The following is a 15,641-nucleotide window of genomic DNA, read 5'->3' on the forward strand; positions in this document are numbered from 1 at the left end:
ATACATGCCAGATACTATAAATTAAGTTGAGTGCTGTGTGCTCCAGTTTTTAATAATACGATGAATTTGATTTATGCCATCCGTTAGCGCGGCCGGACCTGGCTGCAGAATATCGCTCGAATTAATTTCATAAACATGTTTGTTTATCACTGCTGGAATGGTTTGCCAGCCGTCGCGCGATAACATTTTCTCAGGCACAAAAGGGCGACCACACCAAGCTGCAAAAATAATATCCGGCGCTTTTTCGATTACGTCGCATGGGTCTTTAATAATGCGGTTTTTGGCAAGGCTTTCACTGGCAAATTCCTTATAACAATCAATGCCACCGGCGATTTCTACCAATTCACTGACCCAAGTAATGCCAGTAATAAGTGGATCAAACCATTCTTCAAAATACACCTTAGGTTTTACTGTAAGCTGAGCTGCACTTGCTTTAATCGTGTTTAGATTATCCACCAATTGATTAACTAGTTTTTCGCCTTTTTGTGGCTCGCCAATCAATGCCGACAGCGTTCGGATCATTTGCAACACCTCTTGAATACTGCGGTGATTAAAACAGTGTACATTGACGCCTTGTTTTATTAAATCACGCACAATGTCAGCTTGAAGATCAGAAAACGCCAACACTAAATCGGGCTCTAACGACATAATTTTATCGATACGAGCGCTTACAAACGCCGAAACTTTAGGCTTTTCACGTTTGGCTCTTTCGGGGCGCACAGTATAAGCAGAGATGCCAACAATACGGTGTTGCTCACCCATTAAATAAAGCGCTTCTGTGGTTTCTTCCGTTAAACAAATTATGCGCTCAGGCCATTTTGCTGTTTTGAAATCACTCATCCCGTGTTACTTCTCCATTAAAAAACGCAACAAAAAAGGCCATATTGCTAGGAAAATACCAATGCATATAAGATGCAAGTATTTTGTCACACGCATAAATTGCCTCAGCTTGCGTGTGACGCGGGTAAAACTGTGAATACGCTAAAGCGGTGAGGTTAATTTCGGCGCTAGAATAATGAAAGCTGTGCCCTCGCACTTCACAAGGTGAAGCAATATTTGGATAAACAGCGCTTAAATCGACATATTGTTGACCAATGCTAGAGAGGGTTTTATTCATTGTGGCTTTGCCATTTAACACGCCACACATAGTGAAGTGTGTGTTTTCACTTATTAATTCATCCAATAAGTAGAGCATACCGCCACACTCCGCTAAGACCGGATTGTTGCTTTTTGCAAACTGTTTTACGGCTTGTTTAAATGCATTATTTTGGCTTAATTGCCGAGCATAAAGCTCAGGATACCCACCTGGAATATAGAGCGCATCACCCTTGGGCAAGGTTTTATCCTTTAATGGTGAAATGTAGCTTAACTCTGCGCCAAAATCTGCCAACATCGCCAAATTGGCACGATATAAAAACGAAAACGCATTATCTTTGGCAACCAAAATACGTTGCCCTTTAAGTGGTTTAGCACGTTTAAAATCTGCGTATTGCTTTGCATCATCTCCCTCTTTTGAGGGCCAAAACACCACATCTTTGGGTAGTTGATTAAAGTGTGAGTTAGCAAATTGCTGTGCGGCTTGTTCTAAATACACGTCGATATTTTGTAACTCACCTGCTTGCATAATGCCAAGTTGGCGCTCAGGCAAACTAATATGAGAATTTCGTAAAAAATAGTCTTGCGTTAATGCCTTTTCGTTTATTGATTGCAAAACCATTTCGCCATGTCCTTGACCTGCGATCTTATTGGCTATCACACCGTAAAAGTTAAGGCTTGGTTGATAATTTACTAAGCCATGAACCAAGGCACCAAAACTTTGCGCCATGGCTGAGCCATCAATCACCGCCAAAATCGGAATACCAAATAGGTCACTTAAATCGGCAGTATTTGGTGTGCCATCAAACAGCCCCATTACGCCTTCAATCAAAATAAGGTCTGCAACGATAGCTGCTTGGTAAAGCATGCGCTGACATTCACTTTCACCCGCCATCCACAGATCCAATTGATATACAGGACGGTTTGATGCCGCTTCTAAAATCATGGGATCAATAAAATCGGGCCCAGTTTTAAATACCTGAACCGTTTTGCCCATATTAGTAAAATAGCGTGCCATGGCGGCGGTTAATGTGGTTTTGCCCGCCCCCGAATTTGGTGCACTAATTACAAGTGCTGGGCAAAATACCGGTGAATTAACGGCCATGATGAGTTGTTTTTAAAATGCTGGTGTGTGGTTTTAAGTAATAACACGCAAGGTACAATGCCAACGCAATCGCCACGTAGCCAAACGGGCTCGTAACATATGGCGCGTAATACTGTGCTACACGCTCTGAGTAAGTACCTAAGGACATATCGCTAAATTTACCTGATAGCCAATAATAGCTCGCGTTTGAGGTTAAAAATGCAATTGAGCTTGCAAGCCATAAGTTAACCAGTGTCATTACCGTTTTTGCTGCAACCGCAAACTTTGTTTCATCGAGCTTTAGTTGCAAGCTTTTATGACCCGCCCACCACAGCACATAGTAGCCAACAAATATAAATGGGTATGAACGCGTAATACAATCGCCAAAATCACCGCGATAATAGCTGCTGGTTAAATCAATCGATACACTTAGTACTACAAATACGGCAAAAGTACGGTGCTTGGACGCCAGCAAACCTAAAATAAAGAAAATTGCTGTACTGGCACTTGGTAAATGGAGTGCAGACGCAAAATGATACGGGCGGGTGGCTATCATCAATAGCGCTAACAACGCGTAAATCAGCAAGGAGAATTGCTGCACTTTGATTGGGGTAAATAAACTTGAACGATCTGTCATTATAATGTTTCCGCATACTAGAATTGATGCGATAGGAAATGACAAGATACAAGGCACACGCCTTTGCCTGTTAAAGCAAGGAATAACAATATCAGGTTCAGGTAATTAGATGATCCATTATCGCGGCCACAAATTACTGTAATTGATATAAAAGCGATTGTGTTCTCGTTGCTCACCGCCCACCGCAGTACTTGAGTGAACTAGGCCGGTCTCCGGACTCCTGATCATCGCTTTGACAGCACCTTCCCATCATAACCAGACAGTGGTGGTTGTCGCTCACAGTTACCGTTGCGGGGGCAGTTCCAGATTTTAACTGGATTCCCGTTTAAACATTGTTTATAAAAAAACAATAGTCACCTAATTACAACGCAAATATATGTCAGCTAGCATTGTTAAATCAAGCTAAGACATTATTCTTATTAAAACTTTTTGTTTGTTGATATAACGAGGCACTGCCAAAAATTACAAACTGCGGTATGCTAAGCAAAAAGTTAATCTTTAATTAGCAATGTCAAAAGTAAAAGCCAAAGTACTTCGTTTCAAGCACATCTCAGTTGAAGCGGTTTTTGAAAAAGAAAATGAATTAATTAACCAACTGCAAAACGGCAATTTAGACCAAGCACTGTTACTTTGGCAAAGCGATAAGCCAACTTTGGTTTTACCGTCAGGTAATAAGTGGCAAAAAGCTGAAGCGCTCGAAACAAAGCTAAAGAAAACCGGTTGGCAACTATACGCCCGCAAAACTGGCGGCGCTCCTGTGCCACAATGTGATGGGGTAATTAATGTATCTTATATCTATATGTTAGAAGAACATATTCCCTACTCTATTCCAAACGCATACAAAGACTTTTGCGCTATTTTATCTTCGTTTTTTGAGCTGTTTAATATTAAGGTTGAAACCCACGCCACCCCTGGTAGCTATTGCGATGGTGATTACAATCTTAATATTAAAAGTAAGAAAATCGTCGGCACAGCCCAGCGTGTATTACTAAAAAAAGGCGGTTGTAAAATTGTACTGGCGCAGGCCTGCATTTTAGTAAATGTAAATGTGCCAACCTTAGTTGCACCTGTAAATTTATGTTACGAACATCATCAGCAAGATGATCGTGCAATAGCCGATGTGCATACCAGCTTGTTTGAACACACCCAAGAGCGACCCGATATCGACGAATTATTTCAGCGCTTATTTACCAGTTTTATAAATCATCAAAAACATAAATCGGGCTGATCGTAAAACCCTTTTTTTAGTGTTCAGCGGTGTTACACTTGGGACTTATTTCACCTTTAATTACCTTGGAGTGCTCCCTTGAAATTAGCTCTTCTTCCATGTGCTGCATTAGTTGCAAGCCATGCGTTTGCATCTGTTAGCCCATCTACCGATGAGTTGGCACAATACGCCGTAGCAGAATACCAAAATGCGCAAATACATACGTTAGCCAATATGGTGTCGTTTCCGACCGTTAATAAGAAAGACATCGATACACCGCAAAATCCGGACTTTATTGGCTTTAAATCGCTATTAAAAATTAAAGTGGCGGAGCTTGGTTTTGATTATCAAGATTTTGGGCACACCGTATTAATTGGCATGGGTGAGCAACAAGACAAAGTAACCATAGTGACCCATGGCGATGTGCAACCGGCAGACCCAACAAAATGGCGGCAAAGCCCATTTGTACTTGATAGCACCTCAGAGCCAGGTAAGTTAATTGGCCGTGGTACCGAAGACGACAAAGGCGCAATTTCAACAGCACTTTATGCCATGAAAGCGCTAAAAGATAATAATGTTACTCTAAACAATCGTATTGAACTGATGGTGTACCTTGCTGAAGAATCAGACTGGGAACCACTAAAGCGCTTTATGAAAACCTACCAGCAGCCAAAGTATGCAATAACTATTGATGCATCTTACCCTGTGGTTGTTGCCGAAAAAGGTTGGAGCTTAATCGCCCCGACATTTTCAAGTTCATCACCACAAACCGGTGTTTATGTTAGCGAATTAAAAGGTGGTGCATTTGTTAGCCAAATACCTGAAGATGCCAGTGTGGTGCTGCATAATGCGGATGCAGAAGCGCTTAACATACTTAAGCAAAACATAAATGCACTGAAAGATGTGCAAGTAACACTTACGACAAAAGGCGATAGCGTGGTTGTTAGTGTTAAAGGGGAATCAGCGCACTCATCTGAGCCAGAAGCGGGACACAATGCCATCGCTCACTTGGCAGAAGTGTTCAAAGGTATTGATCTAGAGAATAACAGCGACGGGCAGGCCATTGAATTTATTAATCAACTTATCGGCCTTGATTTATACGGCGCACAATTTGGTGATATTGCCTACCGTCACGATTTTATGGGGCAAATGACTGTCGCGCCAACACTCCTAAAACGTACTGAGAACGGCATTAAATTATCGGTTAATTTACGTCGCCCAGTTGGTAAAACAGAATCGCTATTAAAATCACAGATTGATACCGCGCTTAACAATTGGCAAGCTAACAACAATGTGACGTTAAACAATGTGGAAATTCATATTGGCACGCCGATGCTGCTTGATGATGCACCGCACGCCCAAGCGCTTTTAGATATCTTTAAGCATTTTACTGGCGATGAAGATGCAAGCTTTGTTTCGATTGGTGGAGGCACTAATGCTAAGCTATTTGATAACGCTGTATCGTTTGGTCCGTCTATGCCAGGCAAAAAATACACAGGTCATTCTGAGCATGAGTATTTAACACCAGAGCAAATGGCGCTTAACTTAAAAATGTATACCGCCATGATGGTGAAACTTGGCAATATGTAAACGACCAATTTAGAACAACCATAATTTATAATGAGGCAACGTTATGCTTTGTGACAAAAGTATGACGTTCCTTAGTACCTTGATTGCATTTAAAAAGTAGCACTTTTAAACAGACTTACACACCATTTCTGGGGATAACCTTGATACCCAAATACCACTCGTATTTACGCCTTATCTAATACCCCTTTAAAGATTAATGGGTAACGTCTTATGCGGTTACCAATGTAATCATCTGCCATTATTTGTTGGCAAAATTCATCAATTGTTAGGTTTGCTTCAAAAAGCCATTCCATTCGTTCCAGTGCGCGCAAAAAACCACGTTTTAAAAATGCTTGGCTTTGATAATGCGCAATATTCTGCTTTATGATATTGAGTTTCTCGGGCTCAGCTTGCAGCGCGGCGATCACCGCTTTTAAATATTGCTGCTGTTGCGGATGCGCTTTTTCCTTGCGAGGGCGACCTAATGACACGTATTACTTCTCTTAGTTAACCTTTAGTAAAAGACATGATTTCGGGTTAAAAATGGTAAGTTAACTGCTTAATCCGATCTCAACCTAATTATATGGTGTTGCCATTAAATTGGATTACTTTTCGCGTTATTTATTGAGAAATAGACTCGGGAAATTAGCATGCTCATAATGCTCACCAAACAACTCGGCTAACGCCTTTGAGTGATAAAGTTGTTCAAACACCAGTTCAAACTGATTTTTAAGTAAGCGCCCCCGTTCATTGTCATGAAAAACCAACCAAATTGGTGTTTTTCCTTGCAACTCAAGGGTTTCAAACATCAGTTTTTGCCGCTCGCTAAGGTTATAAATATGGTCTACTACCACATCCACTTTACCCGATTCCAGTAACATGAGCGCTTTATGAATATCAGTAAAACGATAGCTCTGCGCATGACCTGGCACGTAACGGTTATACGCGTATTCTTCAAACCACGCAACGGTTAAATCTTTAAAGTCTTCACTGTGGCGGAGTTTTGTTATGCGCGGGTTGTAGATAGCAATGATTGGGAATTCCATATCCAAATAATATTTAGGATAAGTCACGTCCCCCAGCAACGTTTTATCATTTTTGTAGACTCCCACTAACACATCCGCTTTGTGATTTTTAAACAGGCGCTTGGCGCGTGCATAGCTGCCAACATCAAATTTTAACTGCTTGCCTGCTAAAGTTTGCTTAACCAATTCGAGGTAAATACCCTCACCTCCTGGCTCTGAAAATTCGCGCCAATGCGCCGCTGCAACAGTGATTTGTTCGGCTTTTGTAGGTAATGCACCTAACAAAGAGATAAGGCAGATTATATAAACAATAAAACGCATAAAACCCAGTTTGTTTATTAAACCAATATCAAGAAAGTATAGATAAATTTTGTAATTGTGCAGTAGCTACTTTTATTATTGCCCACAGCCATAGCGCGCTAAAAACAGTTCGACGGTTTGTTCAATTAAATAGGCTTCTTGTTGTTCACTGGGCACATCGAAACCGTATAAGCGTGGGTAAAAGATATGAGATTTCAGCTGATAAACAAACTGCTTCGCCGCGAGTTCTTTGTCATCAACCTGCATTTTATGTGCTGACACTGCATCAGTTAAAAACTGTTCTAAATACGTCATACAGCCAATTGAATTGGCGCTCAGTTGTTTAGCAAATTCGGGCGTTTGCAACATTTGCAAGAAAGCGATTTTAGCAACACGTAAAAAATTGTCGGAACGAAATAACGAAACTTCATACTCTGCGATAGTTAAAAGCTGTGCTTTGAGCGACTTATTTTCATCAAATATAACTGTTTGAATATTATTAAGTTGCCCCATCATGCGTTCAATAATGGTGTAAAAAAGCGCATCTTTTGTTTCGAAATGGTTGTATACCGTACGTTTAGATACCACAGCCTTTTTAGCCACTTCATCCATGCTGGTATTCGCTACCCCATTTTCAAAAAACAGCTGCTCTGCAGCATCTAGAATATGAATGCGTTTTTGCTCAGATAATTTCATAGTTTTCTCATTAACAGTCTCGCTCATTTTAAACTTAATTAAAAAAATGTACTACACAGTTTACTTTTTTATCATTTAATGAAAAACTACACCGTGTAGTTTACATTTTTAGAGAAACTCAATGAAAACGATTAAGTGGTTAAGCCTTTTACTCATTATTTTATTAATTGGAGCCTGCACTGTGAACAATAACTTAGCAACTGAGGGCACGAAAAAAGCGCCCAATCAAAGCCTATACAAAAATGGTAAGTTCTATAACGCCGACACCATGGCGCCAAATAGTTTGCGCAAAGTTGCCGGTATTTTTGTCCGTTACTTTACGGAGAAAAAGCTCCATGCAATACCAGAACAGTCACTACCGATGAACACCGTTTCGCGCGAACAGCTTGAATTGCTGGACGATAACGAGATCCATATTGTAAAACTTGGTCACTCATCTATTTTGCTTAAAGTATATGGTGAACTTTGGCTACTCGACCCTGTATTTGCAGAGCGCGCATCACCCTTTACATTTATGGGGCCAAAGCGTTTTCACCCAACACCCATTTCGATAGAAGCGCTTCCTCCTATCGATAAGGTGCTAATTTCCCATAATCATTATGATCATCTCGATAAACACAGTGTGAAACTGCTTGCAGATAAAACTAAACAATTTTTAGTGCCGATGGGTGTTGCGGGTGATTTAGCAAAATGGGGGATCAGCCCAACAAAAGTAAAAGAGTTTGATTGGTGGCAAGAGTTAGCAACGACACACGGTTTTATAGCCTTTACGCCCACTAAGCATTTTTCAGGCAGAGCTCTGAATGATGGCAACAAAAGCTTATGGGGTTCTTGGGTAATTTCGGCTAACGCTAAAACCTTATATTTTAGCGGTGATTCTGGTTATTTCTCTGGCTTTAAAGACATTGGCGAGCGCTATGGCCCGTTTGATATGACCTTTATTGAAACCGGTGCCTACGATAAAGATTGGCCAGATGTGCACATGACACCAGAGCAAAGTCTGCAGGCGCACCTTGATTTAAACGGCAAGATAATGACGCCAATTCACAATGGCACATTCGATTTAGCGTTTCACGCATGGTACGAACCACTTGAGCGGATCTTAACCCAAGCAACACAGCATGCTGTTAGTTTAAATACGCCAATAGTGGGGGAAATTCAGCAACTCGGACAAGCAGCCAATAACCATGCATGGTGGCGAGATTATATGCCATCTGGCACGCCAACGACTCTCGTTGCAACGAACTAAACTATGATGTTTTGTTATTTAAGGGCGCACTGCGCGCTTAAATAACAAACAGCGATAAATAGCGTTTAATTTATACCCTGTTTGTCGATTGATTGTTTGCTGTTTGACGGCAATTGACTGACTAACTTCTCAAAGACCCCATTTCGTTTTATTTCAGTCAAGCCTTTATTAAATGCGTTTAGATACTCGGATGACGCTTCGCGATCTTTTTTAAACAGTAAATGGGTGGTGTCGCTGCGCAGCGGTTTTTTGCGATAGGCTAGCCGCTTACGTTGACGCTTAGAAAACTCTCTTTTCAACATGTAGTTAGCAGGAATAAGCGACATTGGAAAAGCATCAATACGCCCTTTTATTAATCGCGCTAAATTTTGTTTATCGGTATTCGCCCAATCGAGTGTGAGCTTTGATTCATTTCCCGCGGCTAATAATTCTTTTGTATAGCTATAGCCGGTTGTAACGCCAATTAACTTGCCTGCCAAATCATCAATGTGTTGCCAATCCACCAGCGGCTTATTGGTGTTGTAAAAAAAGTAGGTAGTTTCGGTGTACAGAGGTTCACTGCAATAAAACTCGTGTTGTTTTTCCTCGGTACAAAACCAATAGGCAGCCACATCGAAATGACCTTTTTGCACTTCTACAAAACTGCGTCCCCACGGGAAATAACTAAATTTTACGCGATAACCTTGTGTTTGAAATGCGGCGCGAATAACCGCAGGTACAAAATTAAACTCGCCTTTGGCACGGGTTGAATAAGGCGGATATTCGCCGATAGCAATGCTCAGAGTTTTTGCTTGGCATGGCATAGCCAGCAAGCACATGGCAATCAATATACACGCTATCAGTTTTAAAGAAGTGGTCACATTTCTATCAAGCTAAAACGCCTGAACCATAAAAACCAAAGTAGGTACAAAACAGTAACCCTAATCGCCTTTATTGGCAAGTTCAGATGATTTAAATCTACGATTTTTTACGTGCTTTTATATAAAGATAAAGCATAAATAGCGAAATCGTATTCGCACCAATTATATGGAACCAAAATGATACCGGAGACTCTTCTCGTAAAATTGCCTCACCGCTTCGCCCCGCAGGAATAGCACCGCTTTCAATATATAAAATAGTGGGAATGAGAAAGAGCAACATAATGATAATCACCCAGCCGAGTGTTGGCGCTTTTGCGTTTTTAATAAGCGGTGGCATCTGCATCCATACAGTAACGTGTTAATTTGAAGAGAATTATACTGGCAAGGTATAACGCTAATTACAATATAAACAACTATTTATTTCATATACTCCGATAAACAAAAACCAGCTACAGTGTCGTCACCTGAAACGTCAGCTCATAAAAAAGCCAGCGAAAACGCTGGCTTAACTTCAGAGAACTTAATGTTTAATAACTTGCTGTTAGCGTAACACCTGCGTAAGCAGAGTAAGCGTTAAGTAAGATGTGGTAGGTGCCACCCGTTGCACCACTGCTTAAACTACATGACTCATTATTGCCCCAACGATAAGGACGACATTCATAATCGGTTGTCGTCGGTTGAGCACCTTTTTTCACGTACAGATCTACATCGCCGCTACCATCTGCTGTGGTTACCGTAAGTGTTTGGTTTGCTGGCACTTCAATTTTAAAGAACACTTGGCTGTTGGCATCACCCGATAAGTTTGCCATCGGTACACCGTTATCTAAGCAATCCGTACAACCACCATCAGCACTATACGTAGCGACTAGACTTGCGCCTGAATATGCAGAGTAACCTTGAAGCATCACGTAATATTTGCCAGCCGCTGGGGTATTAAACTCACAACTTTCGTTATTGCCGTTTTTATAAGGACGACAATCATAGTTGCCTGTGGTGGCAGCTGAGCCTTGTTTCACATAGAGATCTGCATCGCCCTGACCACCCGAAAGTGAAATAGATAAACTCGATTGTCCCGCTGGCACGTCAACAAAATAGCTGGTTTCACTGCCCGCAGCACCTGCAGCCGATACGGCTTGATCTTTAATCAATTCTGTCACAACAGGCGGCTCTGGGTCGACTGTGCCTTCAAGCGCATATAACAACTCGTTAGGTGAACCCGATTTAGCATCCGATACTTTGTTTTTGCTAGCACCAGCTGAGAGTTTACTGTCGATTTGTGCTGGCGTTAAGCTATTGTCTTCATCAAGATAAAGTGCCACCACACCCGCAACATGCGGTGATGCCATTGATGTACCACTGATGGTATTTTCAGATGAGTCTGAATTATACCAAGCGGATTTGATACTCGAACCCGGCGCATAAATATCTAAGCAGGTGCCATAGTTTGAGAAACTTGAACGACTATCACTTGACGTAGTCGAGCCAACAGTAATTGCCGTTGTTGCACGTGCAGGCGAATAGTTACAGGCATTGCTGTTATCATTACCCGCTGCAACCACAAAGCTTACGCCCGAAGCCACCGCCGCCTCAACCGCTTGGTCAATTGCCGATGAAGCCCCGCCACCTAAGCTCATATTCGCAACCGACGGGCCGCTAGCGTTGTTTTTCACCCAGTTAATACCATCAATAACGCCCGACGTACTGCCAGAACCGTTACAGCCTAGTACGCGAACACCTACAATGTTAACGTTCTTAGCAACACCATAGCTTTGACCACCGATGGTGCCAGCTACGTGCGTACCATGACCATTACAGTCAGATGCATCCGAGTCATTATCTACAAAATCCCAACCACTGCTTGCACGGTTACCAAATTCGTTATGAGTATTACGAACACCGGTGTCAATTACATAAGCAGTGACACCTGAGCCATCAAAGTTGTATGAATAATTGCTATCCAATGGTAAATCACGCTGATCTATGCGATCTAAACCCCAAATCGCATTTGATTGGTTTGCATTGCTAGATACGATTGGGTCAACCGAGATGATTTGCTCAGGTTCGATAAATTGAACGAGATCTTCTTTTAATAGCTGTTTTAGCTGACCTTTCGACAGCGTATACTGTGCGCCGTTTAGGGTATTACCAAACAATTTATTGGCATTAACGCCATATTTGCCACGAATTTTGTCGACATTTTCTTTAGCTTGTTCAGCGATACCGCCACTCGCTAGACTTTTTGGTACTGAGTTAAATACTACAACATACTTGTTTGGTACTTGTTTACTGGCATTTACTTGAATCAACTTATCGCTATTTGCATTGGCAAAATTAGCAGAACACACCGTTGCTATGAGTAACATTGTTTTTGAATATTTAAACATGACGTTTCCTTGTTGCTTTGTTGCTTTGTTGCTTTGGGGTTAAGTACTGCTAAAAAACCTAGCTCAAAAAATAAACACATCAAAGTTTCATTTTCATTTTATTAACATTTGTACCGATAAAAGGGTGTTGGATGATGAATTATTTATACTTAAATAAGATTACTAATCACAAATATTAGATATAAAAATCTAAATGGTAATTATTTCTAAATAGTTTATGCTTTGTAAAAGTTTGTAACCGAGAAAACAAAATAATAAAAAAGAATGAGTAAAAAAACTTAAAAAACAATACCTTTTGCTTTATAAATTTACGATGTAGGAAGGTTAACTAAAAACCCGATTTTGCCTTACGCTACTAATCAAGTCGAAAACCGCATTCATTTTGCGATATGTAGCGCTCATTTTTTGCAAATCAATTAAAATTCACATGTAAACAAAATGTAAACGCACTAAGTCTTCATTTCATATGCGTGTTTATATACTCAAGCACATAAACATGAGCTTAAATCTATAACCCCTATATTCACTCACGTTTTATTCAAATCACAAAAAGTGGGTAACTGTGGGCCCTATCACTTTTGACTACTCCATGCCTGTGTTTTTGCATGTTACTAAAGCGAACGCAGCTGATATAAACAACGTAGCTAAATTAAGTAGCTACGTGAATTTACCGATGTATCAACACAAAAAAGGCGCCTAAGCGCCTTTTATCTTTACTTTTTACGTAACCTCAAATTTGGCTAAGAAGTAATTTTCACAGTGCGCTGTTACTGAATTTGCGTTACAGCGTGAGCACAATCAATATTCCTAGCCAAAAGGTTAATCACGTAATAATTAGAATGTCATTGAGTAACGTACACCAAATTCGCTTGCGTCATTACTCTTAATTACTAATACGTAATCACCAGTATTTAAACGCGCATCATCGTAACGTTCGTCAAAAATATTACGACCATAAAGGTCAACGCGCCAGTTTGCATTAGCCGGAGAGTAACCCACGGTAAAGTTAACTAGGCTGCGCGCTTCAACTTCAGTTAAACGATTTGGATCTGAGCTCGGCTCACCATACATGTCGCTGCGGTAAGAGTAATCAATACGCGTATTGATAATTGCCCCATCTGACAGCGCAAACTCATAGCTTGGGCTAATTGACGCCGTTAAATCGGGTGTAAGTGGTGCAACAGGCTTCACACCGTCTTGTTCATCTACATCAACATCCATATAACCTAAGCTAGTGTGTATGCTAAAGTTATCAGTGATATAAGCTGTACCTTCCCATTCGATACCGCGTGACGTTTGTGAAACCACTAAGTTACGCGTATCAAAACCACCTTCCGATGTCGTGCTAACTTGGTAAGGTAAGTCGTCGTAGTTAGTGTTAAATAACGCAACACTCATGCTAAAGTTACTTGTAACTTGACCTTTTAAACCCACTTCGTAGTTAACCGCAGTAATATTGTCAGTTGCAACAAAGCAGCTTGCATCACCGAATAAACAGTAAGGACGTGCTGGGAACTGACCACCTTGGTAACCACTTTGAATGCTACCGTACACATTTAAGCCATTTTCAAGGGTGTAATTAGCCGATAAATCGTAGCTTACTTGGCTCCAATCATCTTCCGCATACGTTGGACCGATACCTACGTTTGCCGTTGCTTCTTTTTCATCTTGGGTATAGCGCAAACCGCCCGATACACGTAAATCGTCTGTCATGTCGTAGCCAACATTCACAAATACCGCTTTACTTGTTGTTGTTTGGTCTAGCTCAAGTAAGTTTGCACCGCCATTGAAGCGTGAATCAGCACCTTGACGGTTGCTTCCTTCTTCTTCAAACCAATATAGGCCCGATACAAAATCAAACTGACCTAAATAACCATTTAGCTGTAGCTCAACAGATGTTTGGTCAGCTTCACCGCGCTCTGGGTAATGATCAAGTGCATAAATTGTACTGTCATCATCAAGGCCCGCTTTATATTCAGACGAGCGTTTGCTTAAAATAAATTTCGCACCAAGGTCGTTTGAAATGTCGTAATTAGTGGTAAGCGACACGCCGTTTGCTTTATTGGTTACTTCCGTTACTTCAATCGAGCCTGTTGCGTTGTCGTATGGGTCTGCTGCTACATCAGAGTTACGTAATGGACCCGTTGGTGTTGGGCTGCCAAAACGCATGCCTGTGTAATATGCGCCATTTGGCATTTCATCAATTAATGTCGTGTATGGACGAAGGCCGCCTTCTGCATCATTTGCGTCAGCCGTTACCACAAAGCTTAAATCATCGGTTGCATCGTACTTAACCGATACACGTCCGTGGAACTCGCGGTTTTCACCCACATCGTATTTTGCTTCTGGTAAATTAATAAACTCACCTAAGCCACCACGTTGGTTGTAGCCTGCGTTAAAATTAAAGGCTAAGTTGTCAGTAAGACCACGGTTAATAAATACATCACCTTTAACACGTTCGCGCGTACCAACTTCAGCCGAAAGTTTAGTCACTGACTCGCTGTTTGCTTGTTTGGTAATGATGTTAATCGCACCGCCAATTGAGTTACGACCATAAAGCGTACCCTGCGGGCCGCGTAATACCTCAATACGCTCAATGTTTGCTAGATTCCAGTTTTGACCTACTTGGCGACCTAAATAAACACCATCTACATAAACACTTACACCAGGATCCGTTGTGATCAGGTGATCTTGTAAACCAATACCACGAATAAACGGGTTAGCCGATGAGTTATGACCTGCTGAAAAACCAGTGATGTTTAGGTTAGGAACAAATTTACCTACATCAGTAATTTCAGAGATACCTTGTTCAGCCAGTTTATCGCCACTAAACGCACTCATCGCGATAGGCACTTCATAAATAACCTGCGAACGCTTGGTAGCTGTTACCGTAATCGCTTCGATATCTTTTTTAGCTGCTTGCGTTTCGTTTGCTTCATTCGCCACAGTGGCAAAGCTTGAAGCTGCAATCAAAGAAAGGGTGATTGAATTTAACTTGCTAAAACGCAAGAAAGAATTGGATGTTGTCATTAAGTAGCGCCTTTTTGCTCATACCGAGTAATTGCTAATAATGGATTAGCACGACAGTTAACCGGTAATTTATAATCGTTTCGCTTCAATTTTGCGCAACAACAAGGGGTTGTATTTTAACCACATCATTATTTTGCAATATCGAATTAATATGTAATCTTGGTAAATCAAACAGTTAACAGCTGCGTTACCAAACGATTAATACACAAAAAGCAATATTAGCATTTATTTCATAAAAATATCGCAAAAGTTAAATAAATTTCGTGATTATTTCTCGCCATTAGGATTGGTTATCTATAAAACGGATGCTTTTTAGTGTAGCAAATGGTGCCAAAACGATTATGCAATAACGTAGTTCAATGGCACCACAACAATCAATTTAAAACAAATCTAACCGCTTCATGTTTATGCCATCGCTATGCAAACCAAATGGTCGCAAGCGACAATATAATTTCTAACGCTGTTGATGACACCCACGAATTTTATGATGACACCCACTTTAATA

14 protein-coding genes and 1 riboswitch are annotated in these 15,641 nt (G+C 41.0%); of the genes, 4 read left to right on the forward strand and 10 right to left on the reverse strand.

What is annotated here, in order from left to right:
- Nucleotides 1–21 precede the first annotated feature (21 nt).
- From L1068_RS04550 to L1068_RS04560, 3 genes are read right to left on the reverse strand one after another with little or no spacing between them, the layout of a single operon-like run.
- Complete coding sequence (locus L1068_RS04550; protein WP_237129283.1) at nt 22–840, reverse strand: cobalamin-binding protein; 819 nt, start codon at nt 838–840, stop codon at nt 22–24.
- Nucleotides 833–2,200, reverse strand: a complete 1,368-nt coding sequence (locus L1068_RS04555; protein WP_237129284.1) for a cobyrinate a,c-diamide synthase — start codon at nt 2,198–2,200, stop codon at nt 833–835. Before L1068_RS04555 ends, L1068_RS04550 begins: the two co-directional genes overlap by 8 nt.
- Entirely contained in the window at nt 2,190–2,816 is a 627-nt protein-coding gene (locus tag L1068_RS04560; RefSeq protein WP_237129285.1) for a hypothetical protein, read from the reverse strand. Before L1068_RS04560 ends, L1068_RS04555 begins: the two co-directional genes overlap by 11 nt.
- A gap of 185 nt (nt 2,817–3,001) precedes the next feature.
- Nucleotides 3,002–3,192: riboswitch (cobalamin riboswitch) on the reverse strand.
- A gap of 132 nt (nt 3,193–3,324) precedes the next feature.
- On the opposite strand from L1068_RS04560, the gene L1068_RS04565 reads away from it, so the two are divergent.
- Together L1068_RS04565 and L1068_RS04570 are read left to right on the forward strand one after the other, a co-directional pair.
- The gene (locus L1068_RS04565; RefSeq protein WP_237129286.1) at nt 3,325–4,044 is read left to right on the forward strand and encodes a lipoate--protein ligase; all 720 of its coding nucleotides are present in this window, start codon (nt 3,325–3,327) and stop codon (nt 4,042–4,044) included.
- Nucleotides 4,045–4,122: 78 nt separating this feature from the next.
- Nucleotides 4,123–5,613, forward strand: coding sequence for a dipeptidase (locus L1068_RS04570; protein ID WP_237129287.1), 1,491 nt, complete (start codon nt 4,123–4,125; stop codon nt 5,611–5,613).
- Nucleotides 5,614–5,777: 164 nt separating this feature from the next.
- On the opposite strand, the gene L1068_RS04575 is transcribed toward L1068_RS04570, so the two are convergent.
- The 3 genes from L1068_RS04575 to L1068_RS04585 form a co-directional block, all read right to left on the reverse strand.
- Complete coding sequence (locus tag L1068_RS04575; protein WP_237129288.1) at nt 5,778–6,083, reverse strand: hypothetical protein; 306 nt, start codon at nt 6,081–6,083, stop codon at nt 5,778–5,780.
- 126 nt (nt 6,084–6,209) lie between these two features.
- Nucleotides 6,210–6,938, reverse strand: coding sequence for a hypothetical protein (locus tag L1068_RS04580; RefSeq protein ID WP_237129289.1), 729 nt, complete (start codon nt 6,936–6,938; stop codon nt 6,210–6,212).
- Nucleotides 6,939–7,013: 75 nt separating this feature from the next.
- Complete coding sequence (locus tag L1068_RS04585) at nt 7,014–7,613, reverse strand: TetR/AcrR family transcriptional regulator (RefSeq protein ID WP_237129290.1); 600 nt, start codon at nt 7,611–7,613, stop codon at nt 7,014–7,016.
- A 121-nt stretch (nt 7,614–7,734) separates the two neighbouring features.
- Here L1068_RS04585 and L1068_RS04590 point away from each other — a divergent pair, with 121 nt between their 5' ends.
- Nucleotides 7,735–8,862: an MBL fold metallo-hydrolase gene (locus L1068_RS04590; RefSeq protein ID WP_237129291.1), complete on the forward strand. Its 1,128-nt coding sequence runs from the start codon at nt 7,735–7,737 to the stop codon at nt 8,860–8,862.
- 65 nt (nt 8,863–8,927) lie between these two features.
- On the opposite strand, the gene L1068_RS04595 is transcribed toward L1068_RS04590, so the two are convergent.
- From L1068_RS04595 to L1068_RS04610, 4 genes are all read right to left on the reverse strand, one after another.
- Complete coding sequence (locus L1068_RS04595) at nt 8,928–9,722, reverse strand: transporter substrate-binding domain-containing protein (RefSeq protein WP_237129292.1); 795 nt, start codon at nt 9,720–9,722, stop codon at nt 8,928–8,930.
- A gap of 97 nt (nt 9,723–9,819) precedes the next feature.
- Nucleotides 9,820–10,059 carry a hypothetical protein gene (locus L1068_RS04600; RefSeq protein ID WP_237129293.1) on the reverse strand — a complete coding sequence of 80 codons (240 nt, stop codon included), beginning with the start codon at nt 10,057–10,059 and terminating at the stop codon, nt 9,820–9,822.
- A gap of 190 nt (nt 10,060–10,249) precedes the next feature.
- Nucleotides 10,250–12,106: a S8 family peptidase gene (locus L1068_RS04605; RefSeq protein ID WP_237129294.1), complete on the reverse strand. Its 1,857-nt coding sequence runs from the start codon at nt 12,104–12,106 to the stop codon at nt 10,250–10,252.
- An 834-nt stretch (nt 12,107–12,940) separates the two neighbouring features.
- Nucleotides 12,941–15,136 (reverse strand): TonB-dependent receptor, encoded by a 2,196-nt coding sequence (locus tag L1068_RS04610; protein WP_237129295.1) that lies wholly within the window; start codon nt 15,134–15,136, stop codon nt 12,941–12,943.
- Nucleotides 15,137–15,460: 324 nt separating this feature from the next.
- On the opposite strand from L1068_RS04610, the gene L1068_RS04615 reads away from it, so the two are divergent.
- A partial coding sequence (locus tag L1068_RS04615) for a hypothetical protein (RefSeq protein ID WP_237129296.1) occupies nt 15,461–15,641 on the forward strand: 181 nt, incomplete at its 3' end.

Source organism: Pseudoalteromonas sp. MMG024 (assembly GCF_021654175.1).
In the GTDB taxonomy this organism is placed as follows: Bacteria; Pseudomonadota; Gammaproteobacteria; order Enterobacterales; family Alteromonadaceae; genus Pseudoalteromonas.

Coding starts and splice junctions, on each gene's coding strand:
- L1068_RS04590 (WP_237129291.1), top strand. CDS start 7,735: ATGAAAACGATTAAGTGGTTAAGCCTTTTACTCATTATTTTATTAATT.
- L1068_RS04605 (WP_237129294.1), bottom strand. CDS start 12,106: ATGTTTAAATATTCAAAAACAATGTTACTCATAGCAACGGTGTGTTCT.
- L1068_RS04550 (WP_237129283.1), bottom strand. CDS start 840: ATGAGTGATTTCAAAACAGCAAAATGGCCTGAGCGCATAATTTGTTTA.
- L1068_RS04580 (WP_237129289.1), bottom strand. CDS start 6,938: ATGCGTTTTATTGTTTATATAATCTGCCTTATCTCTTTGTTAGGTGCA.
- L1068_RS04560 (WP_237129285.1), bottom strand. CDS start 2,816: ATGACAGATCGTTCAAGTTTATTTACCCCAATCAAAGTGCAGCAATTC.
- L1068_RS04565 (WP_237129286.1), top strand. CDS start 3,325: ATGTCAAAAGTAAAAGCCAAAGTACTTCGTTTCAAGCACATCTCAGTT.
- L1068_RS04555 (WP_237129284.1), bottom strand. CDS start 2,200: ATGGCCGTTAATTCACCGGTATTTTGCCCAGCACTTGTAATTAGTGCA.
- L1068_RS04585 (WP_237129290.1), bottom strand. CDS start 7,613: ATGAAATTATCTGAGCAAAAACGCATTCATATTCTAGATGCTGCAGAG.
- L1068_RS04600 (WP_237129293.1), bottom strand. CDS start 10,059: ATGCCACCGCTTATTAAAAACGCAAAAGCGCCAACACTCGGCTGGGTG.
- L1068_RS04610 (WP_237129295.1), bottom strand. CDS start 15,136: ATGACAACATCCAATTCTTTCTTGCGTTTTAGCAAGTTAAATTCAATC.